The following is a 25,092-nucleotide window of genomic DNA, read 5'->3' as shown; positions in this document are numbered from 1 at the left end:
TACTGTCTTTATTTATTCTTCAACTTCATCCCACGCAATAATCTTGCCTGGATTTAAAATATTCTTAGGATCAAACGCATGCTTGAGTAAGCGCATCATGTGTATCGCATCTGCTCCATGTTCCTCGATCAAAAACGCCATCTTGTGTATACCCACGCCATGCTCACCCGTGCACGTACCATCCATGGCAATCGCCCGCGTCACCATGCGCTGGTTGATGGATTCTGCCACCGCAATTTCATCGGGCCTATCCGGGTCTACCAGCATTAAGACATGGAAATTGCCATCACCCACATGGCCGATGATGGAATAGGTGATGCCATGGTTTTCACAATCGATCTGGGTTTCACTGATGCATTCAGCCAGGCGAGAAATCGGCACGCAGCAATCGGTAGAGATAGAACGTGAACCTGGCCGCAATTGCAGCAGCGCAAAATAGGCATTATGCCGCGCAGCCCACAGGCGGCTGCGGTCTTCTGGCCTGGTGGCCCATTCAAAATCACCGGCACCATTGGCTGCTGCTATCTCTTGCACCAGCTCTGCCTGTTCCTTGACACCATGCTCAGTGCCATGGAATTCAAACAACAGCAAAGGCTTGACTGGCAAATCCAGCTTGTCATGCGCATTGATGGCACGCACACCATTTGCATCCAGAAATTCTACCCGCGCAATCGGCACCCCCATCTGTATGGTCTGGATCACGGTATTTACTGCATCGGCATTATCCGCGAAGCTGCATACTGCGGCAGAAATTGCTTCTGGCAAAGGATAAAGCTTGACCGTCACTTCAGTGATAATGCCCAGCGTACCCTCACTGCCAACAAACACCCGCGTCAAATCGTAACCGGCAGATGATTTCTTGGCGCGCGAACCTGTGCGTATGATGCGGCCATCGGCAGTTACCACCGTCAGCGCCATGACGTTTTCACGCATGGTGCCATAGCGCACCGCATTCGTACCCGATGCCCGCGTGGCTGCCATGCCACCGAGGCTGGCATCAGCACCCGGGTCTATGGGGAAAAACAGGCCGGTATCGCGGATCTCGGTATTTAATTGCTTGCGCGTCACGCCTGCCTGCACGGTGGCGGTCAAATCCTCGGCATGTACCGCGATCATCCTGTTCATCTGCGACAAATCTATCGTCACACCCCCATGCAGGGCCAGGATATGGCCTTCCAGCGAGGAACCGGCACCGTAGGGTATGACAGGCACCTCATGCGCATGACACAGTCTGAGGACCTCGGCCACTTCTTGCGTGCTCTGTACAAACACCACCGCTTCTGGCGGCATGGGCTCATACGAGGATTCATCGCGGCCATGGTGCTCACGCACCGCCAGCGCGACGCTGCAGCGGTCTTCCAGCAACGCTTGCAGGGCATGCAGCAAGCCTGGGGGCAGGGGCTTTCTGACACTCGCCAAAATGGCAGGATGGTTCATAATGAGGTCCGTACTGGTCGTGATGCGCTCTATTATGCTGTGTCCGGCCAAATTTTGCCGTATCCTTTCAAACTTCCTTATTTATTTTTTACTTATTTTATTTGCCATGGGTAATCGACTCTCAAAAATCGCAACACGTACCGGCGACAAAGGTACGACCGGCCTGGGTGACGGCAGCCGCATCGCCAAAGACGCCCTGCGCGTACACGCCATGGGCGACGTGGATGAACTCAACTCACACATCGGCGTCCTGCTCTGCGAAGACATGCCAGACCAGATGAAGCATGAGCTGGTTTCCATACAGCACGACCTATTCGACATGGGCGGCGAACTATGTATCCCCGGCTACACCATGATCACCGATACCCAGGTAGAAAGGCTCGATGCCCTGCTGGAGAAATACAATGCTGACCTGCCACCACTAAAAGACTTCATCCTGCCAGGGGGCTCCCGCGCCGCCGCCATCGCCAACGTCTGCCGCACCGTCTGCCGCCGCGCCGAGCGTGCGATAGTCAGCGTAGGCAATGCCGAGACTATCAACGATGCACCAAGACAGTATATGAACCGCTTGTCGGATTTGCTGTTTGTGTTGTCGCGGGTGTTGAACCGGTATGCGGGAGGTAGTGATGTTTTGTGGGAGAAGGAGCGGGAAAGATGAGTACATCATGTTAATTGAGCCTGCAGTAATAGCTCTTTGAGTTTCCGAGATGAAAATATTTCTTGGTCTAATTGCCCGGTTTTAATCGCATATTAATGAGCAGCCTCAAAAAATCCCGTAGCCGACGCATGCGAAAGAAGTTATTCGTCGGCGAATTCCTGTCGTATCCCGATCTCGCAAAACATGCTATCGCCCGTCGGGATTTTGAATTTACCTTTGCAGATGGTCGCGTTATTGATGTTCAGGTATGGGTGTGGCAGCCTACAGAGCTTGGACCACACAATTGGCGATGCTCGTTTTTGATTCAGACTGCTCACTTTCAGAAATTATCTTATGGTGATGGGGACGATAGTATGCAGGCGCTGCTATTGGCGACACATAAGATCAGCAGCCATTTATCTGCCCTGGAAAATGAATTTGATGGGCGCTTCAGTCAGTATGGTGCTCACCACGGTTTTCCCGCGTTAACTGTAGATACATTTCCCTCTTCCTGAAGCAAAATATTCAAAGCAAATACGCAATTAAAAATACCCGCAGTAATACTGCGGGTACGCTTAATTCAGCACATTAATTCACTACCCCAAAGAGCAGTTTACTGCATATGCCACCCATGACTAACCGTGATGGACTGACCAGTCAAGGCGTTAGTACCAAACGCCGCCAGGAATAGCGCGGTCTGGGCGACGTCTTGCACAGTCGTGAATTCGCCGTCCACGGTTTCCTTGAGCATGACGTTTTTGATGACTTCGGCTTCTGTGATACCCAGTTCTTTTGCCTGTTCCGGGATTTGTTTATCGACCAGCGGGGTGCGGACGAAGCCGGGGCAGATGACGTTGGCGCGGATATTGTTTTTGGCGCCTTCTTTGGCGACGACTTTGGCCAGGCCGATCAAGCCATGCTTGGCGGTGACGTAAGGGGCTTTCAGAGGGGAGGCTTCATGGGAGTGGACTGAGCCCATGTAGATCACGCTGCCGCCTTTGCCGCCAGCGATCATGGAACGCATGCAGGCACGGGTGGTCAGGAAAGCCCCGTCAAGGTGGATGGCCAGCATTTTTTTCCAGTTGTCCAGGCTCAGCTCAACCACAGGGCTGATGATTTGTATGCCGGCATTGCTGATGAGGATGTCGATATTGCCGTAGGCGGCGACTGCATCGGCCACGCCTTTATCCACTTGTGCTTCATCTGTCACGTTCATGGCCACGGCCATGGCGGTGCCGCCGGATGCTTCGATTTCTTTGGCGGTGGCTTGTGCTGCTTCCAGGGCCATGTCGGCGATGACGATCTTGGCGCCTTGCTTGGCGTATTCTATGGCGATTTCTTTGCCTATGCCGCTGGCGGCACCGGTGATGAGGGCGACTTTGTTATTGAGTAACATGTGGTTTCCTTTATTTGCTTATTTCTTGATGGTGGCGAGGTAATCGTACGCAACTGTGCCATAGGGCAAAGTCAGGTCAGAAAGTATGTGTACTGCAGATAATACTTCAAGTACTGGCAAGCCAGCGATGGGAGCGAGGGCGTGCGGATGCAAATCCAGTGCGCCGGGGCCACCCCAGGCACCTTTGACGACGACATCGGTGAGCTGGTACTGGACCAGTTCGCAGATACGGGGTGTGCCATCGACATGGGGAATGATCTTCAATAAAAAATTCGGGACTTCCATGCCTGCCTTGATGGCGGCATGATCCAGCTTGGTATGCTTGAAACCCATGGTGCCGGTAGCGATGCGGAAGTCGCTATAGTCCAGTGTACCAACCAGGGTATCTTTATGGACCCTGAGTTCAGGCTCACCCAATTTTTTCGGGAAGCCCCACAGCTCACGCCCGGCCGCTATCGGTGGGTGGTCATTCAAATACATGCTGTGTACATAGGCACCATGCACACCATCGAGGGTGACCGGGATGACCTGGCCAGATTCGCAATAATGGCCAAAACCGGTCGAGTCAGGCATGTTGATGAACTCGAATTTGACCACGGGTTCTGCCAGCTTGAGTGGTGCCGGAATAATTTTTTCCAGCAACTCGGGATCAGTACGATAGGTGATGATCAGGTATTCTCTATCCGTAAAGCGGTAAGGCCCCGGTGGAAAAGCAGAATTGGTGTAGGGCATGGCAAATGCATTGCGGCGGATTTCGTCTTCAGTCATGTTTATTCCTGAGGTAATTCGTGAATAATAAGCCCTGCGTGGGGTGGCAGGGGTTGTAGCCAGGCTTTATGCCTGAGTGCGCGCTGGCAATCGTGGATACCTGCTGCCCAGCGTGCCTGTACGGTGCCGGAACTGAAATCCACGTCCTTGAAGTACTGGTCATCCGGCAAGGCTTTCATGATGAGATGAACGACATTGACGGTATGGTCGCAACCCATGGCGACCAGATTTTTCAGAGCTTCGCTATTGCGCTTGCTTTCAGGGAGTTGCTCTGACAGTGTGCGGATGGCGCGTTGCAGGTTCTGGATTTTTTGATGTGCCTGTAATTGCTCTGTTGAGCGGCTGGCATACTGTATGTTCTTATAGCGCGCCATGGCTTCAGTAATCGAGGTGGGGCGTGCTTCTGTCGGGTCCCATAAATCGATCATGAAGCACAGGGCATCGGTGTTGTTGCCCTCTCTTAAAAAGATTTCCAGCGGTGAGTTTGAATACACGCCGCCATCCCAATAGGCACGTCCATCAATTTCCACGGGTGGAAAACCCGGGGGCAAGGCACCACTTGCCATGATGTGTTCTGGCGTGATCTTCAGCTTGCTGCTGTCAAATACAGCGCTTTGGCCATTGTCGAGGTCGACAGCGCAGACGCTCAGGCGTATTTCGCCCTGATTCAGGTAGTCGAAATCCACATATTTTTCCAGGGTGCTCTTGAGTGGCGAGGTATCGTAGAAAGCGGTCTGGTTCAACGCGACTTTGGCATTCATGTCCCAGGATGCGCCAGGGCGGGGTTTGAAAAAACCGCCTACGCCATTCATGATCGTGCCCATGGTATTCATGGTGCTGGCCAGTCCTGCCCAAGGCATCATCGTCATTGCGGGCCAGAAACTGGCGCGGTGAGTGGCGTCCGGGGCCAGGCTACCCCAGAATGCCCGCAATTGGTTAAGACGTTTTTCTGGTGGGTTGCCAGCGATCAGGGCGGCATTGATAGCACCTATGGATGTGCCTATGACCCAATCCAGTGGCCTGTGTTTCTCATGCAGGCATTGATAGACACCGGCCTGATAGGCACCCAGGGCACCTCCGCCCTGTAAAATTAAAACCGAACTCTGTTCCGACATACTGTCCTTTCGAGGTTGAGGTTTTGCTGTCCTGTGCTTTCTTGTTCAATGAGATGATCTGTAGATTGAAGATTTGGCAAGGATGACATCTTTAGATATAGCCATACAGATATAAAAAAAGTGGGGCCATGCCTTTTTTAGCAATTTTATATGAAAATAATAAAAAACTAATTTCGACTATGTTACAAAAAAATACGGCAAGTACAGTAAGCCTTGATCGACATCAGTCCAGCAAATTGTGTCGTAGGGAAATAGTGCATCTTGAGAATAATCTATGAACTCGGGATTGACGACGGTATGCAGGCACGCATTGCCGGTACTTGAATTACTTGCAAGCGTGCGCATATGTGGTATCAGACTGGTGGCAGGTACAGCACCTGAGGTGCCAGATATTTGATAGCTGCAGCATAGAAGCTGGCAGCGGAAAGATAAAGAAAAATGAGCAAAGAAATCAGGATAGACTTTGTATCGGATGTGTCATGCCCCTGGTGCATCATAGGACTTAAATCGCTGGAACAAGCCATCGCTGAGATAGGCAGTGAAGCCGCTGTGCAAGTGCATTTCCAGCCCTTTGAAATTAATCCGGCGATGGTGCCGGAAGGGCAGGACATCACCGAGCATCTGGCAGAAAAATATGGTGCAACGGCTGAGCAAACCGCCAAAAACCGTGAAGCCATACGGGCACGTGGCGAAGAGCTGGGCTTTCAGTTTAATATGCCAGCGCGCAGCCGCATCTACAATACCTTTGATGCGCACCGCTTGCTGCATTGGGCTGAATTGCAAGGTCGTCAGCATGCTTTGAAAGTAGCTTTGTTTGAATTGTATTTCAGCAAGGGCGAGAGCCCGGCTTCGCATGAGATACTGGTGCGGGTGGCTGGTGAAGTGGGGCTGGATACGGCAGAGGCTGCACGCGTGCTGGCAACAGACGCTTATGCTGCCGAGGTGCGTGAAAAAGAGCGTTTCTACCAGCAAAATGGTATCAGCTCGGTACCGGCTATCATCATCAATGAACGCCATTTGATTTCAGGTGGTCAGCCGCCTGAAATATTTGAAGAGGCATTACGCAAGATCATGGCCGAGGCATAAGCAGTGGGTTCCATGTCACTTCCCCAGGCAGGGGAAGTGGCATGGAATATGATTCACGATTAAGCGCGTGCTTTAATCCATGCGCTGATGGCTGTACCATCTCCTATCAATACGCCATTGACAAACATTTGTGGGGACGTACCCTTGCCTGCAACGGCAGACAACAGACGCTGACGCACATTGTCCGCCAGCGGCATTTCCAGGTAATGCACACCGGCGGCATCGAGTTCTTCTTTGGCTTTTGCACAAAATGGGCAACCAACTTTGCTGAACAGGGCAATTTGCTCAGGTTTAACAGCATTCGGGGCGATGTAATCGAGCATGGTGTCGGCATCGGAGACCAGGAAAGGGTCGCCTGCTACATCAGGTTCTATAAACATCTTACTGACCACGCCATTCTTGACCAGCATGGAATAGCGCCAGGAGCGCTTGCCAAACCCCAGTGCAGATTTGTCGACCAGCATGCCCATACCCTCGGTGAAGCTGCCATTGCCATCGGCAATCGGGCGCACAGCGGTCAAGCCCTGGTCGCGTGCCCAGGATTCCATGACGAAGCCATCATTGACAGACACGCACAAAATGCTGTCTACCCCATGTGCTTTAAACTGTGGTGCCAGTTCTTCATAGCGCGGTAAATGCGTCGATGAACAGGTAGGCGTGAACGCGCCAGGCAAGGAGAAAACCACGACGGTCTTGTTATCAAACAATTCTGCGCTATTGGTGCTCACCCATTGATTGTTTTCGTGGAGTTTGAAGTCGACTTGAGGAACTTGATTACCTTCGAAATTTTGCATGATGTGTCCTTTGATGGGGTTGGTCGCTAATAAATGCCTTGATGCATGGATTCTTTTGCGCATGCTGCGCGCGATACGCGAGTCATAAGGCTGACGGTCACTATGATATCCTGAAGATGCTGTGCAATTTGTAAAATTGACAGGAGAATATGCAGCCTTGAAGAAGTATGGCAGGGCAGGCGGGCCTGTAGACAATTGAGTACAGACCAAACATCGCGGATATTTTTCGGTCTATTTCTTTACCTGGCACACCCTGCTGTAGCGTTGATGGTATAGCAAAGCAAAGACCTGTCCCGGCAATGCAAACACCGGGCATGGTCTTGCGGCTAGCCCCTCATTCTTTTTCTATGACTAGCGACTGCAGAAATTTATTCGCGACTTCAGCGGCCTTCTTGTCTATTGGTGAGTGACCAATTTGTTGCATGTAAATGGTGTGCGGGGCGACATAGGCGCGCAGGGTGAAATCCTGGCCTTGTAGTCTGCCCTTCAATTGCTTGCCCTTCAGATTGCCTGTAGGCAGGCTGATATCTACCCAGCCACCATCGGCATCCAGTGCAAATTTGGAAATGAATCCCCTGCGCAAATTGTCCAGCATGGTGTTCAGATAAGCCATTTCATAGCCTGCAGGCGAGGAATCGTCGCTATGAAATTCCAGTACGCCCAGCATGAGCATGCTGCCTTCTGCTTCCATCGTATAGGTGGTGCGCTGATAAGGGAAACCTTTGCGTTCAGACAGTTTCTCCACGGTTTTTTCGGGTTTGCCTGCGGCCCAAAATTTGACATGCTTGTCATCCGTGGTCAATATTTGTCCATCAGTATCTGCTGCCTGAGCCAGCCCGCAAAACAAAGAGCCCAGCATCACCATGGCCAGACAGATTCTTTGGATTTGGATGCGCATATTAATTTCCTTAAAAATGAAGAGCATAAATTCCGGTGCCAATATTATAGGGATGAAATGCGGCCAGTTCCAAATTCCAGGCGATCAGCGGCATAATCAGGCGACGTAAGGTAGTCAGCCTTGTCGTTGGCAGCCTTAATAAAACTGGCAGCCCCAGGACCATACGCCGTCTGCATCCTTGAAGAAATAGCCTATGCCATTGTCTCCCCACATCCAGCGTGATTTTTCTTCAGAGCCGACCTGGAATACAAAATCATGTATGCCTGCCCCATGCTGGATTTCTTTGGGATAACCACCGACCTTGGTGTTGGCATAGCGTGAAAAATCATCAAAAAATGCATCGGTCGCTGCTTCGTCATGATTGATGGCATCCAGATCAAGCACATTCCAGCCATCTTCCCAGCCGGGTGCATCGTCTTCGACCAGCTGCCAGGCGATAGGGAAGGGCTTGGGCGCATATCTGGCATGAGATGGCGGCAAGGGCTGCAGATGCTCCAGATCGGCCTCGCGGTATTCGCGTATCAGCCAGCCTTCACCATGCGGCTGGTCAAACGGGTGTTCATCGTCATTGTGAAACAGGACGAGCAAGGCAATGTCCTGGAGCTGTTCAGGGATAAAAGGCAGTTCTGCCACCCGTATTTGCAAGAGCGGGAACATGGCTTTGCCATTCCATACTGGCAAGCCTTCTGCTGGCAATGCCACGCCTGCACCAAAATAAGAGACCCGCGGATCGGCAGGCGGGCGAAAACCACCTAGCGTGGCGATGGATGCTTTCCTGAGTTTTTGGCGTAACAGCGCTAATGATTTTACGGCTTCTGGATTCATTTTTTTCAGCTCTTTGATCTGGCAGTCCGGTGGACCCGCATAGCAAGCATCATTTTACTAAAGAGACTTATTTACCCAAGCCATCGCTAGCATATGAGCAGCGTCAACTCAGTCCTTCTTAAAGGCTGTGATATTTTATTTACTATGGGATAAGAGCGAAGCAAGCACTGCACATCTTACCCCATATGCATTCAGCACATACATCAAGCAGATTCATCAAGCAAATTTACTGGTCTACCGTAAACAAGACATAGCGTTTTTCAATTGCGGCATGGGCATAGAGTTTGCGCACATGCTGGAACCATTCCCAGGTGTATTCAAAATCTGCATCGCTTAAGTCATCACAATAATTGTCGGCATCAATCTGATCATATCTTTGTCTGAATTCGGTGATGTTCAATACGGCCAGGGCCTGGGCAATCGCTTGCACTTGCTCTGGAGTTTTCAGGCTCATGATGTAATTATCACCTGTATATAAAAGCTCACCAGCCAGTACGGTGTGATTCAAAGGATAGTCGCCGCCGTCCCAGCTCAGCAGCCCATCGGCAAGTGTGCGATGCATGGCGTCCCAGGCTTTATCGCTTTCGGCCAGGTAGTCTTTGGCTTCTTCAAAATAATGTGTTTCTATCTCTTCTTGCAGATGCTCAAGACGAGCATCTTCATCTTCGATAGACATTAATTCAGCAACTTCACTGGCGGTCAGGGCAAAATGAACTCCACGGCAACTCATCTATCTACTCCTCATGAAAAGTGTTGTTGACTACACGATAAACCTGGGCGTTGTTGATTGTGAATTATGCAAGTATATGATTCGAGTTGTCTTAAGAAATTTAGTTCGTTTTTTTTGATTTTTTTTTGTACTTGATGATTTCCTTGTGGTGATATTCAGAATACTCAGCCGTGTTCGCTGCCATACGCTATTACGCGATCAGATGGACGTCAGATACAAATTTGCCTGTAGCATGGTTTATGATGCTGCAAACAAATCACGAAGGATGTCCTGATGAGTCATCGCAAAACACTATTTCCCCTGCTCTTGATCTGCATGGTTGGGCAAGCCCATGCGCTGACCGAGGATGAACGCATGTGCAGGGCAGGCTTGTATACCGCCGACCTGGGCAAGATCGAGGTCGCCAGCCTTAATATCCCGTCCGGTCAAAGGCTGCACTTTCTGAAGGACGATGACGCATGCCCGGAAAAAGGCGATAGCTGTAAAGAGAAAGCCTATCTCCTCAATGGCGATGAAGTTCTGGTCAGCAAGCGCATGGGTAAATGGGCCTGTGCCTGGTTCCCGGGCGCAAAGTCTGCCACTGTGGGCTGGATAGACGGCGAGAAATTGATCAGCAAACCCAAAAAAACAGGCACATTGGATGACTGGTATGGAAAATGGAATTTCTATCAGTCGGGCTTTCTGAATTTCAAGAAAAGTGGCGCAGGCCTGGCGCTGGAAGGGCAGGCTTACTGGCGTGGTTTGAACGCCAATGTACATACCGGTGATATCAATGCCCACATTACACCGCACAATAATCTGGCGCAGATGAAGGATGGAGAAGGGGAATATGCCTGCGTGGCCAGCTTCAGACTACTTGGTGAATATCTGCTGGTGGCTGACAATAAAAACTGCGGTGGCGCGAATGTCAGCTTTGATGGGGTGTATAGAAAAACCAGGGCAAAGTAAGCTTGCTCCTGGCCTGGTGAAATTTAACCCAGATGTACTGCCTGCGCCCCGGCATCCGAGAGGCGCAACATCAGGTCTTCCAGCGCTGACCCAGGAACAGAACCCAGGTCTATCGTCAGTTGCAAAGCCTGAGCTTGCTGAACCTGCTGAACCTGCTGAGAGAAGGCCGACATGAAATGCACGACGCCATACAGGCCTTGCTCATTTGCCTGGTTTTCATCTTCGCCATCAAAGTAGGCCATGAACCAGTCCGCCAGTATTGCCCCGGCTATGTCTGGCTGCAAGCCATGGACCTGTAAATTCAGCCAGTCCCAGGTGAAGGGCTGGATATGGATGTCCGTGGCTGACAATTGAAAATGGACAGGCTCAAACTCCAGCTGTGAGTTCGCATCCACGGTATATGCCTCACCTGCAAATGGACCTGTCTTGGGGATAAAGTCTGCACGGCAGGGTAAAGCCGGGTTGCCTTCCAGCGCCAATGTACCATCGGCATTGCGATAAGCTGGCTCAATATGCGCCTGGTCTTTTTGCGCGGTGGCAGATAAGAGCGCTACATAGGACGCGCGTATGGCGGTAAATAGTTCTGTTACTGTCATGGTCTTTAGTCGTTACAGGATGGGATTTTGTTCGCACCACTTGGTCCACATTGCGCGATATGCCGCTTCCACCTTGCGTGTAAAACCCGGTTCATCCATCAGGGCGCTGGCCCTGGTTTGCTCACGTAAATTAAGTCGCAGTTGTGCCAGTGCCGGTATGTCTCTCGCAAGTGCCACGGCTTTGTCTATATATTCTTGTTCTGATCTGGCTATCCATTCAGGATGACCTGCGCCTTCCAGTATGGAGCTGCCCAGCAAGCCCATGCTGGGGCGATCTGCCAGTGTTACGTAAGGAACGCCCATGTAAAGAGATTCAAATAAAGTGGTGCCTGAATTATGAGGGAAGCAATCCAGGCCTATATCAATCTTGCGCATGGTGTCCCATGGCGGACTATGAAAACCTATTTCCAGTCGTGAACGTGAAATGCCATGGGCTTCAAATTTGACGAAGCAGGCTTCCCGCATGAAGTCTTCATTAAAATTGGTGCTGTCTATGATCAGCCGGGCATCCGGTAATTTTTTCAGTATCCTTGTCCAAACAGCGATGACCTTATCATTGATACGTATGGCGCGGCTGAGACAGCCAAACGTGATGTAATTGCGCTGCAGTGCAGGCAGGGAGCCAACTGCACCCATGCTCTCGGCTGGGCGATAGCAGTAACCAGGTGTGTCCATGCGCCAGGGGTGTTCCGCAAATACACTTTCGCAGCCTGGGGGCATGCAGGTGCCGTCCATGAGCATATAGTCGATCGCCTTGACGCCAGTTGTGTAGGCAAAGCCCAGCCATGAAACTGACACGGGGGCTGGTTTGCGGGCAAACATCAGCAGACGACTATTGCCGGTATGGCCAGCCAGGTCGACCAGGATATCTATGCCATCGGCACGGATGCGTGCGGCCAGTGCTTGATCTGAAAGATGCAGTGTTGGTATCCAATGATCAACATAGGTTTTATAACGTGCGGTGACGGCATCTTCCCATTGCAGATGGGCGTAGGCATGTACTTCTACACTGTTTTTGTCATGGCGCGCCAGCAGCGGTTCTAAAAAATGCCTGATCGAGTGGCTGTTCATATCGGGTGTTACGTAGCCGATTTTCAGGCGTTTGTTTGGCAGACGCGGATTAGCAAAGGCATGCCACTCAGCTTGGTGAGGCTGGGCAAATTTCCTGTCATATTCTTCATAGGCCGCATAAATTTCATTGCCATTGAGCTCAGGATGGTAATTCAGTACAAACAATAAATTGCCATGTGCCTCGGCAAAGCTGGGATCGATTTCCAGGGCTTTTCTATAGAGACTGACGGCTTGCTCGATCTGGCCCAGGTCTGCATGCACCAGTGCCAGATTATTATGTGCAGTGGCGCTATTGGGTTGCATTTGCAAAACTTCCAGATAACTTGTTTGCGCATCTTGCAGGCGTCCTACCCTCTTATAGGCACTGGCCAGATTATTGTAGGCATTCCATAAGCTTGGGTCATGTTGCACAGCAGTTTTGAAGCGTGTTATCGCTTCCGCAAAACGGCCTTGCGAATAAGACAGAGAGCCCAGATTGTCATAGGCCAAAGCGTTGTCCGGCGTGATTTTCAGCAGCTTTTGTAAACTGGCTTCAGCGTCGGGATAGCGACCCTGGTTGATGTAAATCCCACCCAGCAAACCGTGGGCATACGCCAGATCGGCTTGTAAGGCCAGAGCTTGCAGCAAGATGGTTTCGGCTTCTTTATTTTTGCCCATGTCCACGTAAACCGCAGCCAGCTTGCACAGTATGCTGGTGTCGCCAGGTGTGCTCGCCAAAGCTTGCTGATAGATTGCGAGTAGTTCAGGCAAGCGCTCCTGATTTTGCAGTATCGCAGCCAGTCGCTCCAGCACCGCAGGGTGGTTGGCCTGTAGTGCCAGTGCTTTATGGAAGCTGGTTTCTGCCTCGCTGTGTCGCCCGCGCTCTTGCTCAATGACGGCGAGGTGATAATATGCCTCAGGGAAATTCGCTTCCAATGCCAAGGTTTTTTGCAAGCTCACTTCGGCTTCTGAGGTCTTACCCTGCCCGCGTAAAGTCATGCTGAGATTAAAGTGGTGTGGCGCATGTTCGGGCTGTAACTCCAGCGCGCTTCGGCAAATGACTTCGGCTTCTGGATAGCGCCCTTGTGCCAAGAAGATGCCAAGCAAGGCATTTCTTGCCTCATGCAGGTCAGGATTGATAAGGAGGATTTGTTCGAAACAAGTGATTGCTTCATTTGCTTTGTTGGCTTGTTGCAGCAAACCACCGAGAGTGAAATGCGCTTGCAAAAAATCGGGGTTGATACGTATGGCTTCGCGATAATTGACTTCAGCTTCTTCCAGTCTGCTTTGTTGTTGCAATAATGTGGCAAGATGGAAATGGGCGTGGCTGAATTCAGGTTTGATTTCAAGCGCACGGCGGCAACTGCTTTCTGCCTCGGCCCTGCGGTTTTGTGACGTCAGGGTGATACTCAGATTGTAATGAGCCAGGGCGTCGTCTGGGGTGATGTGCAAGGCCTGGCGGTAGCAAGCCTCGGCTTCAGGCAGGCGGTTTTGCTGATCCAGTATCAAGCCCAGATTCAACAATGCCACGCTATATTCTGGTTGGCATGCAATGGCCTGGCGGTAGGCCGCCTCTGCCTGCGGCCATGCCTGCTGCTCATAATAAATATCGCCCAGCTTGTTATGGGTGGGCGCGTCACGTGGATTCAGCGCCAGAACCTGTTGATAGCAGCTCTTTGCCTCATCCAGTTTACCCTCTTGAAAAAAGGCGGCAGCTTGTTGCAGGTAGGGTTGAATATCGACAATTGCATGGTCCGCCCCATTGCTGGTCGCACTTGCTGCAGCCGGTGTGACAGGGATATCGCCAGGAACTTCCTCGGACTGAACCACTTGACTGACTTGCTCAGAGGTGAATTGCTTTTTTAGCCATTTAAACATAAATTTATACCAATATTCTTAAGGCAGGGTGCTGAGAACCTGTCTACGCTCTGTAGCGAGCGTGCATCAGCGGGGCAGGGTAACAAAAACGCAGCGTAAAGCAGTGAGGCCTTGCGCTCATCTGTTCTGCATCAAGATGGATTTTGCTCGCACCAGCGAGCCCACATGCTACGATAGGCGGCTTCAACTTTAGCTGTAAAGCCTTTCTCATCCATTAATGCACTGGCCTGAGTCTGCTCCCGCAAGTCGCGACGTACTTGTGCTAGATGTGAGAGGTCACTGGCGAGTGCCGCTGCTTTGTCTATGTATTCCTGCTCTGATCTGGCGATCCATTCAGGATGACCTGCGCCTTCCAGTATGGAGCTGCCCAGCAAGCCCATGCTGGGGCGGCTCGCCAGCGTAATATAGGGAGTGCCCATGTACAGGGATTCGAATAGGGTAGTGCCAGAATTGTGTGGGAAGCAATCCAGGTGGATGTCTATCTTGCGCATGACATCCCAGGGAGGACTATGAAAACCTATTTCCAGTCGTGAACGTGAAATGCCATGGGCTTCAAATTTGGCGATAATGGCTTCTTGCATGCTCGCTTCAGCAAAACTGATGCTGTCGATAATCAGTTTTGCTCCTTCTACTTTATGCAGTATGCCAGCCCATACCGCGATGACTTTATCGTTAATGCGTATGACGCGGCTCAGGCTGCCAAAGGTAATATGGCCACATTGCAGTGCAGGCAGCGAGTTGACTGAGCCCATGTTTTCAGACGGCCGGAAGGCATAACCTGGTGTTTCCAGGCGCCATGCCTGCTCTGCAAAAAATGCCTCGCATCCGGCAGGCAGGCAGGTGCTATCCATTAACATATAGTCGATGGCCTTGACACCTGTGGTATAGGCAAAACCCAGCCACGAGGTAGACACAGGCGCGGGTTTGCGCGCAAATACTTGCAGGCGGTGGTTACCAGTATGGCCAGCCAGATCGATCAGTATGTCAATGCCGTCGGCGCGAATACGCTCTGCCATGGCATCTTCTGACATATTCAGTGTTTGTACCCAGTGGTCTACATAGGATTGATAACGCCTGGTGACAGCGTCTTCCCATTCTGGTTGGGCATAGGAATAGGCATAAACCTCAAATGCGCGCTTGTCATGATGGGCTAGCAGTGGTTCAAGAAAATGCCGCACCGGATGGGTGAACAAGTCAGGAGAAACATAGCCTATCTTCAAACGTTTTTGAGGATTGCGCTGGTTGGAAAAAGTACGCCATTTTTGCTTCAGTGGCTGAGCAAAACGTTTGTCATAGGCATCATACTCAGCATAGATGGCAGCACTGCTGAGTTCTGGATGATAGTTCAGGGCAAACAGGAGATGTGAATAAATTTCTGCCGCATCTGGAGCCATCTGCATGGCCTTGCGATATAAGACAATCGCTTCATCCAGGCGTCCTTGGTCCGCATAGATCATGGCGAGATTATCATAGGCTTTGGGGTTGCTTGCATCCAGCTGCAATACATGCTGGTAACTGTCCGCAGCTTCTTGCAGACGCCCAAACCTTTTATAAACACTGGCAAGATTATTATGGGTATTTACCATGCCCGGTGCCAAATCTGCGGCACGTTTGAAATAGCCCAGGGCATCAGGAAAGCGCTTTTGCTGGTAGGCGATCACACCAAGATTGTCAAAGACTATGGCATCATCTGGACGTATCTTTAATACTTGCTTGAAGCAAGCTTCTGCTACTGCATATTGCCCCTGGCTCATCAGCAATATCCCCATGGTGCCATGCGCATCTGCATAGTCAGGCTGGATGCTGATGGCTTTTTGCAGATTGCTTTTTGCTTCCTGCAGTTTGCCGAATTCCATTTGCATCGATGCCAGCTTGCATAAGGCGGTGGCGTCGCCAGGATTTTTGGCCGCTGCAGTTTGATAAGCAGCTTCTATTTCTGCATGGCGTCCCTGGCCTTGTAACAGGAGTACCAGATAATCAAGCGCACCATGGTGACCAGCTTGCAATGCCAGCGCCTGACGATATGCCGCCTCGGCATCGGTCAATTTGCCATGTTGATGCGCCAGCATGCCCAGACAGAAATGGGCTGATGCCAAAGCAGGGTTTAATTGCAGGGCCTGGCGGCAACTGGTTTCCGCTTCGCTCAGGCGTCCCTGCTGTTGCAGCGAGGCTGCCAGTTGGGCATGTGCTTCACTGAAGTCTGGCTTGATATCCAGCGCCTTGCGGCAACTACTTTCTGACTCTTGCCAGCGCGACTGCGATTTCAGGTTGAGGCTCAGATGATAATGGACGTTCGCATCATCTGGCTGGGCTTGCAGGGCTTTGCGGTAACAAGTCTCTGCTTCGGCAAATTGGTTTTTTTGATCGAGTAGTAAGCCCAGACTATACAGGGTGATGCCAGCGTCCGGGCTCAGTTCCAGCGCACGGCGGTAGCAGGATTCTGCTTGAACCACATTTCCTTGTGCCTTATGGACATCGCCCAGCGCCTGATGGGCTGCCGTATTGTGCTCGTCCAGGAGCAGCAATTGCCGATAGCAGTGAGCAGCCTCTTGCAACAGACCCGCTACAAAAAAGACCACCCCTTGCTTTTGGTATTCAGTGGTGGCGACAGTGCCAGGAGCAGGAGTCCAGGCGACGGGCGCGTTGCCGGTTTGCACAGTTGCCGGGAGTTTGTCATTACTGCCGTTAAGCTTTTTTTTGAGCCAGGTAAACATGAGAGTGGTTTCGGTTTTCTTCGCAGGCTGTCACACTACTCCAAGCTTTTTAAAAAAGCAATTTGATTGCAGGTGCAGAAATGAACATGCCTGCGTACAGTGCCGTTTTAATCATCTTTCTGATATGGACTTGTCTCTCGTGCATGTACAAGCTTAAGAATAGCTGCATGCAGCGCATGATCCTGCAAGGGCTTGTGTAATACCGGCAAACCCGTAGCCATGAGCAGTTTTACTTTGTCGGGCGAGGTGTCGCCAGTGATCAAGAGTGCCGGGATGTCGCTGTTAAATTCATGGCGCAGGCTATTGATGACATCCATCCCAGTGACGGTATCATGCAAGCGATGATCACAGATAATCAGATCTGGTGCGCGCGTAGTGTTTGCCAGTTGTGCCAGCATGGCTGCACCTGAACTGGCTGTTAGGACTGTGCAACCCCATTGTGACAAGAGCTGGCGCAAATTGCAGGTGCTTACACTACAAGACGGTGAAGATTTTCTCCGCCTTACTTTGTATTCCTCAACTGAGTTTTCAGGATTTTCGCAGACTCAGGCAAACCGGGCACGTATCGATTTCTCTATCCCGGTAGCATCCAGCCCGCATTGCGCCAGCAGTAAACCAGGGTCGCCATGATCGACAAAACGGTCTGGCAAACCCAGTATCAGCAAGGGTTTGCTGATGCCAGCTTCAGCCATGGCTTCAGCCACGGCAGAACCGGCACCACCCATGGTGCAGCCTTCTTCCACCGTCACCAATTCATCATGGCTGGTAGCCAGGGATTTGAGCAACTCCACATCCAGCGGTTTGACGAAACGCATATTGGCCAGGGTGGCGTCGAGTTTTTCTGCTGCCTGCAAGGCAGGGTGGACCAGGGAACCAAAGGCCAGTATGGCGATGCGCTTGCCCTGGCGTTTGATTTCGCCTTTGCCCAGCGGAATAGTGCCCAGGTCTTTGCTGGTTGGCACGCCTGTGCCGGCACCACGCGGGTAACGCACCGCCGCAGGGCCAGGATATTGATAAGCCGTGCTCAACATCTGGCGGCACTCATTTTCATCGGATGCTGCCATGACCACCATATTCGGGATGCAGCGCAGATAGGCCAGATCATAATTGCCGGCATGCGTTGCGCCATCAGCACCGACCAGGCCAGCGCGGTCGAGTGCAAAAGTCACGTCCAGGTTTTGCAGGGCAACGTCGTGTATTAATTGATCATAAGCACGCTGCAAAAAGGTCGAGTAAATGGCGACTACGGGTTTCAAACCTTCGCAAGCCAGACCAGCGGCAAAGGTGACTGAATGCTGTTCAGCAATGCCTACATCATAATAACGCTTGGGGAAGCGCTGTTCAAATTCCACCATGCCCGAGCCTTCGCGCATGGCAGGTGTAATGCCCACCAGTTTGGAGTCAGCTGCCGCCATGTCACACAACCAGTTGCCAAATACCTGGGTATAACTTTGTTTAGCAGGAGCAACCGCAGGCTTGATACCCTCTGCCGGGTTGAACTTGCCAGGGCCATGATACAAAACCGGATCAGCTTCAGCCAGTTTGTAACCCTGGCCTTTTTTGGTGACCACATGCAAAAATTGCGGGCCTTTGAGGTTCTTGATATTTTGCAGCGTCGGTATCAAGGAATCGAGATCATGGCCATCGATAGGGCCTATGTAATTGAAACCGAATTCTTCAAACATGGTGGCCGGTACTATCATGCCCTTGGCATGTTCTTCAAAACGCTTGGCCAGTTCCAGCACAGGTGATGGCAACACCGATTTGCCGACATTGCGTGCTGCTGCATAAAATTTGCCTGACATCAGGCGCGCCAGATAGCGGTTCAGTGCACCGACGGGTGGGGAGATCGACATGTCATTGTCATTCAATACCACCAGCAGATTGATATCATCATGTACGCCAGCATTATTCAAGGCTTCAAAGGCCATGCCTGCGGTCATAGAACCATCACCGATGATGGCAACCGCATGACGGTCTTCACCCTTGGTGCGGGCGGCCAGGGCCATGCCCAGCGCGGCAGAGATGGAGGTCGATGAATGGGCGGTGCCAAAGGTATCGTATTCACTTTCAGAGCGACGCGGGAAACCGGAAATACCATTTAACTGGCGTAGGCTATGCATCTGATCACGGCGGCCCGTCAATATTTTGTGCGGATAAGTCTGATGACCGACATCCCATACCAGCCTGTCTTCTGGTGTATTGAAGACATAGTGCAAGGCGAGAGTTAATTCCACCGTGCCCAGGTTGGACGACAAATGGCCGCCCGTCTTGGAAACAGAGTCGATCACATACTGACGCAACTCATCTGCCAGAGGCTTGAGTTGGCTGCGCGTCATGCTGCGCAGGTCAGCGGGGGAATTAATGGAGTTTAATAAAGTCGTCATTGTTCTTTTTCATTACTTGGCTAAACGTCCCTGGTGATCGGCCTCTTCTACCGCCGAATGCCAGGGCTGCTATCGCATACCTGCACTGCATTACTGTTAGTGCGTACTTCTGTCTGGCTACTATCCTTTGGCAGAATGCTTTGCCAAATCTATCTTTCGCTTTACTATTTTTTACTGCTGCCGCGGTGCGCACGGCGCACCCTACTAAACTGTCTTATTTACCCCGGCCCGTAGGGTGCGCCATGCGCACCCTACAACATAACATCAAGCCTGACGCTGTACGATCAAATCCGCCAGCTCATGCAATAAACTGGCCTTGTCACCAAATTTATCCAGGGCTGCATGCGCATCATGGCACAGTTGCGTTGCCAATGCGCGTGAAGCATCCAGGCCCATGAGGCTGACAAAGGTAGGCTTGTTATCTGCCGCATCCTTGCCTGCCGTCTTGCCCAGCGTGGCTGAGTCGGCCGTTGCATCCAGCACATCATCGACCACCTGAAAAGCCAGACCTATGGCTGCAGCATAGCTGTCCAGCGCAGCAGTTTCATCTGCCGACAGGGTTTTACCACACATGGCTCCCAATAATACAGAAGCGCGCAGCAGGGCACCGGTTTTCAGCCTGTGCATTTGTTCCAGTTGTTCACGGTTCAGGGCCACACCTACACTGGCCAGATCAATGGCCTGGCCACCGCACATGCCTACTGAACCCGCAGCACGGGCCAGCAATTGCAACATCGCCAGTTTGGCCACGGCATCGCCTTTACCCTCGGACAATACCAGAAACGCCTGGGCTTGCAAGGCATCTCCCACCAGCAAGGCAGTGGCTTCGTCATATTTGACATGTACCGTGGGTTTGCCACGGCGCAAGGCATCGTCATCCATGCAAGGCATGTCGTCATGCACTAATGAATAGGCATGAATCATTTCTACCGCCGCTGCGGCCCGGCTCAGCAAGGCAGGCGGGGCATCAAACAATTGCCCTGCTGCATATACCAATAAGGGGCGCACCCGTTTGCCACCATCCAGGGTGGCATAACGCATGGCGGCATGTAATTGCTGCGGGACCGTATTTTCATCCGGCAAAAACTGTTGCAGGCTGCTTTCACAAGTCGCCTGAGTTTGTCGCATCCAGTTACCAAATTGTTCATTCATGCTCATTCCTCACTGCCGGTGTTAGCGCCTTGATTGCCGGAATCAGCAAAAGGCTTGAGCATGCCAGCTTCCAGTACTTTGACTTGTTGCTCTACTTTTTCCAGCTGGGCTGCACAATATTTCACCAGGTCTGAGCCGCGTTGGTAAGCGCTCACTGAGGCTTCTAGCGGCAGCTCACCTGCCTCCATGCTGCCGACCAGGGTATTGAGCTCGGCCATGGCGGCTTCAAAGGACAGGCCTTCCAGATGGGCTGGAACAGATAGATTTGCAGTTGCTTGTTTTTTTGTCATAAAGAAATGTTTGTTTCGCGCCGTTAACAAAAAAAAGTGAAACCAAACGTAAAAATCGGCGTGAAAAATAAGGTAAACAGAGTTCAACCTGCTATTTTAGTGCAATCCCGAGAAATTTACTGTTTAGTGCAATCCTGATAAGCAATTAATAAGCAAATTAATAAGCAAGATCGCGCACTAATCTAAAGCTGTTGCTGTTTTGGATTTATTCAGAAGCTATACTTAAATTTTGTAGAAATTGCGTTTCAAACATTTCCATGTGGAAATTATCGGTATATAGTACGCCTATCTGATTTGACTAATTTTTATGCAGATTGCCGCAATTTCAACAAAGTGTCTGAAACTGAAATAAATGCTTTAAAGTTATAAGTACGGCAATTGTATGTAGCCCTTATATAAGATTTGCACCACGTTTGTAGCTATGTTGAACAAAATGCCGGAAATGCCGCCTGAGGCAGACGATGCTGCTTGTTCTACCTTGAATTTGTTGTTTTAGCAAAATAAACCGATTTATTGCCACCATGTCCACGCCTATCAATCAGCCCAAGCCTAGCGGTACTGCCATGCAGTCTCGTGATGCAGTCTTGCGCGCCCTGATTCCGTTGGCAAATCATATGGTGGCATCGCAAATAGATGCTTTTTCTGCTCGTCTGGCGAATGCCTTCCTGGCCTTGTCCGAGCAAAGCATGGATGCGCGTGAAGCTAACCTGAGCTTTAATGCCGGGCAATTGCTGAAAAAAAATGGCTATGCCTTTTATTACCTGGCTGCTGCAGGATTTGAAGGCGCTTTCCGCAAGGAAGTCGATGCTCTCCTGCAAGGTGTCAAAGTCATGGCGAGCAATAATGATGCCGCACTGACCCTGGTCACCTATGAAGAGATGGACCAAAAGCTGGCCCTGAGCCGCGCTGGTCGCACCCTGGAGCTGGACAGTGCCGAGCAATATGCCGCACTGAACATGCGCTTCGCTCATCTGATGGACCATGAAGCGCTGAGCATTGCACAAAATCCCTTCCGTCCAGAAATTTTCCTGCACACGATTTATTCTGCCTGGTGTGAATTTGACCCCGAGGTCAATACCCATGAGCTGGTCTTGCCGCTGCTGCGCGCAGATATCCTGTTTGATCTTGAGCCTATCTTGAATGCGCTCAATGAAGCGCTGATCGCCAAAGGTATCTTGCCGGACTTGCATGAGTCTTTCCGCATACGCCGCAGCCGCAATTCTGAAAAACGCAAGGATGCTTCGCCTGGCGATGCATCCCAAAAACTCAGGGATCTCCTGTCTGGCAATGCCCAGGCTGGTGCCATGAATGAAGCTGGCGGGCAATTTGCCGGTGGTGGTCAAGGCGGCCAGGCTGGTGGATATCCTGGCGGTGCTCAGGCAGGCCCTGGTGGTTTCGCAGGTCATCGCAATGCGGGTGGCTTTATGGGGGGCGCATCAGACGGCGCTGCTTCCAGCGCACCTTACTCAGGTTTTGCGCAAGCCGGTGAAATGCAAAGCGTGCCCCGTGCCGAATTGTTCCAAAAGCTGGCTGACTTGCAAAAGAGTGTCAAGCTGCAGCAAATGATGTCTGGCGCACAAGATGTTTTGCGCCTCTCGCAAATGCGCGAGCAAATGCCGGAAATGGCCAATATCGCCAATACCGGTATAGAAAAAAATACTCTGGATTTGCTGTCGCAAGTATTTGACAGCGTCTTCCGCAATCAGGCGATTCCTACCCAGATCAAGGAATTGATCTCGGTCCTGCAAATCCCTGTCCTCAAGGCTGCCTTGATGGACAAGGAATTCTTCTTCCAGGAAAATCATCCGGCCCGCCGCATGATAGAGTTGCTGTCGCGTTACAGCCTGGCCTGGGATCAGAAAAAAGGTCAGCAAGACCCCCTGTTCCAAACCATGCAGCGCAATGTGCATCGCGTGCAGCAAGAGTTTGACCAGGAAATCGCCCTGTTTGATGAAGTCGTCAACGATCTTGAATCTTTCATCGAGAAAGAAGAAAAAGCATCGGCTGAAGCACTGCAACTGCCGATCAAGACTGCGCTCAAAAAAGAAAAAGTCAAACAAGCCAATATCGCCGCCACCCATGAAGTGGCACTGCGCGTAGGTACTGGCGAAGTAGTCGCCTTTGTAGAAACCTTCCTCGAAGCCCGCTGGACCAAGGTATTGACCCTGGCCTATAGCGTCAAGGAAGAAAAACCCTATGCTGTAGAAGACGCCATCAAGACCATGGATGATCTGATCTGGAGCGTCAAGCCCAAGATATCCCTGCAACAGCGTCAAGAGTTACTGAACCGTTTGCCCGCCATCCTGGCCCGCCTGAATAAATGGCTGAGCCTGATCAAGTGGGAAGATGCTGACCGCGTACAATTCTTTGCTGACCTGGCAGAATGCCATGCCTCCATCGTCCGCGCACCGCTAGACCTGTCACCAGAACGTCAGATAGAAATTGCTGTCGAAGTCGCACAGCAAGCTGCCGAACGCCGTCTGGCGAAACGCGCCGAAGCCGAAACCAAGGCAGAAACAGAAGCACCTCCAGCACCTGATGAACACGTCGATACCGTCACTGAACTTGAGCGCGGTGTCTGGCTGGAGTTCACCAAGAAAACCGGTGGCAGCAACAAAGTCAAACTCGCCTGGGTCAGCCCCATGCGCAGCCTGTATATCTTCACTACCGGCGACAAGGAAAAAACTTTCCAGGTCACCGCCGAAGAACTCGAACAAACCTTCCGCGAAAAACGCGCGAAGATACTCGAACTCGACCGCGTCGTCGACCGCGCTTTGACCGAAGCACTGGAAAATACACCGGATACGCAAGAGGCTGAAGAAGAGATGAGTCTCGTCTGATTTTTTCTGCAAGTCCCTCACGCTAACGTCTGCCATCTCCAGTGTGCATCACCTTGTTTGAAACAGATTAAGATGGCACACTCGGTATCCTTTCAATACATATCTTAAAGAACGCTCCGCGGGTCATCTGCTTAATCGAAAAGCGCGTGACCGCATTGCAGGATTGTTCTCTACTTTTTAAATATGAGATTTTCTTGCCTAATTATCGCTGCCTTTTGGGTAGTGAGTTCCCATGCGGCAGGCCAGCAATTGAGCTGCCAGGATGCCATGCTTTACCCCGAAGTCGAGCGTAATCTGATGCAACAACATCCTGCACAAGTAAGCAGGGCAGATGAGCATATGCTGGAAGTGAAGCTTGCAAAAGGCAAGAAACAGTTTATCGACAAGCCACCACATGAAGCTATGGCAGGTACGCACTGGTTTTACTGTGGCTATAACGCAGTACAAAATGTGCATCTGATAGGTCGCAACGTAGATGCATTGTTCAGTGGTGTCATCTTGCGCCACAGCGATGGCAAGATTTTCAGGGCAGGTCATACGATATTGATGTCGCCAAAAGGGAAAAAATTTCTCGCTATTGAACAGCAGAGTGGTCTTGATGGTGAGGACTGGACAGTCTACAAGCTGTACGGGGAAAAATTGTGGCAAGGATACGCTGGCATCCTGAGCACGCCTGTGAAGAACGATCCTGTAATGGTGATTGCGCAATTTGTTAATCCGGTCTGGCGCAATGAAGATGTACTTGGGGCGGATCTGAGTTGGCAGATACTATCAAGGGAAAAGTGACTTTAGACATAGGCAATGGCAATGTCGGCAAAGCTGCGCCACGCTGGTCTTCAAAGCCTGCCTGTTGAGGCATCTCTTGCAAACCGCATCATGACAAATAATATTGTTTATCTGCACCTCAAACCAGACACTGTTCCTGATGATATTTCAGCACTTGCTCCCTACCTTGCCATCGTTGTGATTGATGCTGAAGTCACATCAGAGTGGCGCTGGGAAATTAGCAAATGGCTGGTCCATTCTGGCTGTTTGTACATGATAGCCTGGGGGCCAGAATGTTCCTTGTGGGATGATGCAGTGGACTGGGCACACATGGAAAAATTTGATTTTGGAGATTACCCTGAGGAAGACTTCTTGCCTACATGCTGGTTCGCAGATTACGCATTGGAAGAAGTCTTTGAGTTTGCTAAAGTCCATGTAGAACATCCTACTGTAGAACTCAGACATACAGTATTGCTGCACATTTCTGCCCACAGTAATGATGGCGCTATACTGAGAGCGTATGCGGAGGCGTGATAATGTGTAGATTCTCATTATTTAAATGACTTGTAATCAGAGATGTCTTGCATGCGGTCATTGAGTTGGGTTGAGCCTTGCCAAGCTAGGTTTTATTATTCCAATAGTTGGTGTTCAATAAAGTGTTCGTTTATCCAGAGCCCAGTGTTGGGCTGATACACCGTAGCCCAACCTACGAAATCGTAGCTTCTGAGCAGAGTCCCTCGAATTTTTGCAATAGCCGTTTAAGCTAAACAATAAAGAACGGATATG

22 protein-coding genes are annotated in these 25,092 nt (G+C 51.1%); 7 read left to right on the top strand and 15 right to left on the bottom strand.

What is annotated here, in order from left to right; translation table 11 throughout:
- Positions 1-12: 12 nt before the first annotated feature.
- Entirely contained in the window at positions 13-1,437 is a 1,425-nt protein-coding gene (locus ACO0LF_RS15125) for an FAD-binding oxidoreductase (RefSeq protein ID WP_423015297.1), read from the bottom strand.
- 106 nt (positions 1,438-1,543) lie between these two features.
- Here ACO0LF_RS15125 and ACO0LF_RS15120 point away from each other — a divergent pair, with 106 nt between their 5' ends.
- Both ACO0LF_RS15120 and ACO0LF_RS15115 read left to right on the top strand, forming a co-directional pair.
- The gene (locus ACO0LF_RS15120; protein ID WP_423015295.1) at positions 1,544-2,095 is read left to right on the top strand and encodes a cob(I)yrinic acid a,c-diamide adenosyltransferase; all 552 of its coding nucleotides are present in this window, start codon (positions 1,544-1,546) and stop codon (positions 2,093-2,095) included.
- A gap of 95 nt (positions 2,096-2,190) precedes the next feature.
- Positions 2,191-2,589: a DUF6968 family protein gene (locus ACO0LF_RS15115; protein ID WP_423015293.1), complete on the top strand. Its 399-nt coding sequence runs from the start codon at positions 2,191-2,193 to the stop codon at positions 2,587-2,589.
- 98 nt (positions 2,590-2,687) lie between these two features.
- Here the strand turns inward: ACO0LF_RS15115 and ACO0LF_RS15110 are convergent, their stop codons facing one another.
- Genes ACO0LF_RS15110 through ACO0LF_RS15100 form a run of 3 tightly spaced genes read right to left on the bottom strand, consistent with a single transcriptional unit; the run spans position 2,688 to position 5,353 of the window.
- A complete protein-coding gene (locus ACO0LF_RS15110) occupies positions 2,688-3,470 on the bottom strand; it encodes a 3-hydroxybutyrate dehydrogenase (RefSeq protein WP_423009592.1) in 783 nt (260 codons plus the stop codon).
- Positions 3,471-3,488: 18 nt separating this feature from the next.
- A complete protein-coding gene (locus ACO0LF_RS15105; RefSeq protein WP_423015291.1) occupies positions 3,489-4,238 on the bottom strand; it encodes an acetoacetate decarboxylase in 750 nt (249 codons plus the stop codon).
- A 2-nt stretch (positions 4,239-4,240) separates the two neighbouring features.
- Positions 4,241-5,353, bottom strand: coding sequence for a patatin-like phospholipase family protein (locus ACO0LF_RS15100; RefSeq protein WP_423015289.1), 1,113 nt, complete (start codon positions 5,351-5,353; stop codon positions 4,241-4,243).
- Positions 5,354-5,791: 438 nt separating this feature from the next.
- Between ACO0LF_RS15100 and ACO0LF_RS15095 the strand changes: the two genes are divergently transcribed.
- Positions 5,792-6,439 carry a DsbA family oxidoreductase gene (locus ACO0LF_RS15095; RefSeq protein WP_423009598.1) on the top strand — a complete coding sequence of 216 codons (648 nt, stop codon included), beginning with the start codon at positions 5,792-5,794 and terminating at the stop codon, positions 6,437-6,439.
- A 59-nt stretch (positions 6,440-6,498) separates the two neighbouring features.
- Here ACO0LF_RS15095 and ACO0LF_RS15090 read toward each other — a convergent pair whose 3' ends face one another.
- The 4 genes from ACO0LF_RS15090 to ACO0LF_RS15075 all read right to left on the bottom strand — a co-directional run bounded on the left by ACO0LF_RS15090 (position 6,499) and on the right by ACO0LF_RS15075 (position 9,686).
- Positions 6,499-7,236, bottom strand: a complete 738-nt coding sequence (locus tag ACO0LF_RS15090) for a glutathione peroxidase (RefSeq protein WP_423015323.1) — start codon at positions 7,234-7,236, stop codon at positions 6,499-6,501.
- A gap of 331 nt (positions 7,237-7,567) precedes the next feature.
- Positions 7,568-8,131, bottom strand: coding sequence for a hypothetical protein (locus ACO0LF_RS15085; protein ID WP_423015287.1), 564 nt, complete (start codon positions 8,129-8,131; stop codon positions 7,568-7,570).
- A gap of 135 nt (positions 8,132-8,266) precedes the next feature.
- A complete protein-coding gene (locus ACO0LF_RS15080) occupies positions 8,267-8,956 on the bottom strand; it encodes a DUF1963 domain-containing protein (RefSeq protein ID WP_423015285.1) in 690 nt (229 codons plus the stop codon).
- A 226-nt stretch (positions 8,957-9,182) separates the two neighbouring features.
- On the bottom strand, positions 9,183-9,686 hold the full coding sequence (locus tag ACO0LF_RS15075) for a YfbM family protein (protein WP_423015283.1): 504 nt from the start codon (positions 9,684-9,686) through the stop codon (positions 9,183-9,185).
- Positions 9,687-9,959: 273 nt separating this feature from the next.
- Here ACO0LF_RS15075 and ACO0LF_RS15070 point away from each other — a divergent pair, with 273 nt between their 5' ends.
- A complete protein-coding gene (locus ACO0LF_RS15070; protein WP_423015281.1) occupies positions 9,960-10,634 on the top strand; it encodes a hypothetical protein in 675 nt (224 codons plus the stop codon).
- 23 nt (positions 10,635-10,657) lie between these two features.
- Here the strand turns inward: ACO0LF_RS15070 and ACO0LF_RS15065 are convergent, their stop codons facing one another.
- From ACO0LF_RS15065 to ACO0LF_RS15035, 7 genes are all read right to left on the bottom strand, one after another.
- The gene (locus tag ACO0LF_RS15065; protein ID WP_423015279.1) at positions 10,658-11,230 is read right to left on the bottom strand and encodes a hypothetical protein; all 573 of its coding nucleotides are present in this window, start codon (positions 11,228-11,230) and stop codon (positions 10,658-10,660) included.
- Between the two features lie 12 nt (positions 11,231-11,242).
- Positions 11,243-14,158, bottom strand: coding sequence for a tetratricopeptide repeat protein (locus tag ACO0LF_RS15060; RefSeq protein WP_423015277.1), 2,916 nt, complete (start codon positions 14,156-14,158; stop codon positions 11,243-11,245).
- 131 nt (positions 14,159-14,289) lie between these two features.
- Positions 14,290-16,872, bottom strand: a complete 2,583-nt coding sequence (locus ACO0LF_RS15055) for a tetratricopeptide repeat protein (RefSeq protein WP_423015275.1) — start codon at positions 16,870-16,872, stop codon at positions 14,290-14,292.
- A gap of 107 nt (positions 16,873-16,979) precedes the next feature.
- Positions 16,980-17,330, bottom strand: coding sequence for a response regulator (locus tag ACO0LF_RS15050; RefSeq protein WP_423015273.1), 351 nt, complete (start codon positions 17,328-17,330; stop codon positions 16,980-16,982).
- An 87-nt stretch (positions 17,331-17,417) separates the two neighbouring features.
- The gene (gene dxs, locus ACO0LF_RS15045; protein ID WP_423015271.1) at positions 17,418-19,259 is read right to left on the bottom strand and encodes a 1-deoxy-D-xylulose-5-phosphate synthase; all 1,842 of its coding nucleotides are present in this window, start codon (positions 19,257-19,259) and stop codon (positions 17,418-17,420) included.
- Positions 19,260-19,523: 264 nt separating this feature from the next.
- Positions 19,524-20,417, bottom strand: a complete 894-nt coding sequence (locus ACO0LF_RS15040; protein ID WP_423015269.1) for a polyprenyl synthetase family protein — start codon at positions 20,415-20,417, stop codon at positions 19,524-19,526.
- A complete protein-coding gene (locus ACO0LF_RS15035; RefSeq protein WP_423015267.1) occupies positions 20,414-20,701 on the bottom strand; it encodes an exodeoxyribonuclease VII small subunit in 288 nt (95 codons plus the stop codon). Before ACO0LF_RS15035 ends, ACO0LF_RS15040 begins: the two co-directional genes overlap by 4 nt.
- A 521-nt stretch (positions 20,702-21,222) precedes the next feature.
- On the opposite strand from ACO0LF_RS15035, the gene ACO0LF_RS15030 reads away from it, so the two are divergent.
- From ACO0LF_RS15030 to ACO0LF_RS15020, 3 genes are all read left to right on the top strand, one after another.
- Positions 21,223-23,541: a DUF1631 family protein gene (locus ACO0LF_RS15030; RefSeq protein WP_423015265.1), complete on the top strand. Its 2,319-nt coding sequence runs from the start codon at positions 21,223-21,225 to the stop codon at positions 23,539-23,541.
- Between the two features lie 267 nt (positions 23,542-23,808).
- Positions 23,809-24,327 (top strand): hypothetical protein, encoded by a 519-nt coding sequence (locus ACO0LF_RS15025; RefSeq protein WP_423015263.1) that lies wholly within the window; start codon positions 23,809-23,811, stop codon positions 24,325-24,327.
- A 90-nt stretch (positions 24,328-24,417) separates the two neighbouring features.
- Positions 24,418-24,840, top strand: coding sequence for a DUF7684 family protein (locus ACO0LF_RS15020; RefSeq protein WP_423015261.1), 423 nt, complete (start codon positions 24,418-24,420; stop codon positions 24,838-24,840).
- Positions 24,841-25,092 lie beyond the last annotated feature (252 nt).

The organism is Undibacterium sp. Di27W (assembly GCF_049340345.1).
Taxonomy (GTDB): Bacteria; Pseudomonadota; Gammaproteobacteria; order Burkholderiales; family Burkholderiaceae_D; genus Undibacterium.
Note: the sequence above shows the minus strand (reverse complement) of the source record. Positions and strands in the feature narration are given on the sequence as shown.

Excerpts from the sequence above, each read along its gene's own strand:
- ACO0LF_RS15110 (WP_423009592.1), bottom strand. The coding sequence starts at position 3,470 with ATGTTACTCAATAACAAAGTCGCCCTCATCACCGGTGCCGCCAGCGGC.
- ACO0LF_RS15030 (WP_423015265.1), top strand. The coding sequence starts at position 21,223 with ATGTCCACGCCTATCAATCAGCCCAAGCCTAGCGGTACTGCCATGCAG.
- ACO0LF_RS15020 (WP_423015261.1), top strand. The coding sequence starts at position 24,418 with ATGACAAATAATATTGTTTATCTGCACCTCAAACCAGACACTGTTCCT.
- ACO0LF_RS15120 (WP_423015295.1), top strand. The coding sequence starts at position 1,544 with ATGGGTAATCGACTCTCAAAAATCGCAACACGTACCGGCGACAAAGGT.
- ACO0LF_RS15075 (WP_423015283.1), bottom strand. The coding sequence starts at position 9,686 with ATGAGTTGCCGTGGAGTTCATTTTGCCCTGACCGCCAGTGAAGTTGCT.
- ACO0LF_RS15070 (WP_423015281.1), top strand. The coding sequence starts at position 9,960 with ATGAGTCATCGCAAAACACTATTTCCCCTGCTCTTGATCTGCATGGTT.
- ACO0LF_RS15085 (WP_423015287.1), bottom strand. The coding sequence starts at position 8,131 with ATGCGCATCCAAATCCAAAGAATCTGTCTGGCCATGGTGATGCTGGGC.
- ACO0LF_RS15060 (WP_423015277.1), bottom strand. The coding sequence starts at position 14,158 with ATGTTTAAATGGCTAAAAAAGCAATTCACCTCTGAGCAAGTCAGTCAA.
- ACO0LF_RS15055 (WP_423015275.1), bottom strand. The coding sequence starts at position 16,872 with ATGTTTACCTGGCTCAAAAAAAAGCTTAACGGCAGTAATGACAAACTC.
- ACO0LF_RS15100 (WP_423015289.1), bottom strand. The coding sequence starts at position 5,353 with ATGTCGGAACAGAGTTCGGTTTTAATTTTACAGGGCGGAGGTGCCCTG.
- ACO0LF_RS15115 (WP_423015293.1), top strand. The coding sequence starts at position 2,191 with ATGAGCAGCCTCAAAAAATCCCGTAGCCGACGCATGCGAAAGAAGTTA.
- dxs (WP_423015271.1), bottom strand. The coding sequence starts at position 19,259 with ATGACGACTTTATTAAACTCCATTAATTCCCCCGCTGACCTGCGCAGC.
- ACO0LF_RS15040 (WP_423015269.1), bottom strand. The coding sequence starts at position 20,417 with ATGAGCATGAATGAACAATTTGGTAACTGGATGCGACAAACTCAGGCG.
- ACO0LF_RS15035 (WP_423015267.1), bottom strand. The coding sequence starts at position 20,701 with ATGACAAAAAAACAAGCAACTGCAAATCTATCTGTTCCAGCCCATCTG.
- ACO0LF_RS15095 (WP_423009598.1), top strand. The coding sequence starts at position 5,792 with ATGAGCAAAGAAATCAGGATAGACTTTGTATCGGATGTGTCATGCCCC.
- ACO0LF_RS15105 (WP_423015291.1), bottom strand. The coding sequence starts at position 4,238 with ATGACTGAAGACGAAATCCGCCGCAATGCATTTGCCATGCCCTACACC.
- ACO0LF_RS15025 (WP_423015263.1), top strand. The coding sequence starts at position 23,809 with ATGCTTTACCCCGAAGTCGAGCGTAATCTGATGCAACAACATCCTGCA.
- ACO0LF_RS15125 (WP_423015297.1), bottom strand. The coding sequence starts at position 1,437 with ATGAACCATCCTGCCATTTTGGCGAGTGTCAGAAAGCCCCTGCCCCCA.
- ACO0LF_RS15065 (WP_423015279.1), bottom strand. The coding sequence starts at position 11,230 with ATGACAGTAACAGAACTATTTACCGCCATACGCGCGTCCTATGTAGCG.
- ACO0LF_RS15080 (WP_423015285.1), bottom strand. The coding sequence starts at position 8,956 with ATGAATCCAGAAGCCGTAAAATCATTAGCGCTGTTACGCCAAAAACTC.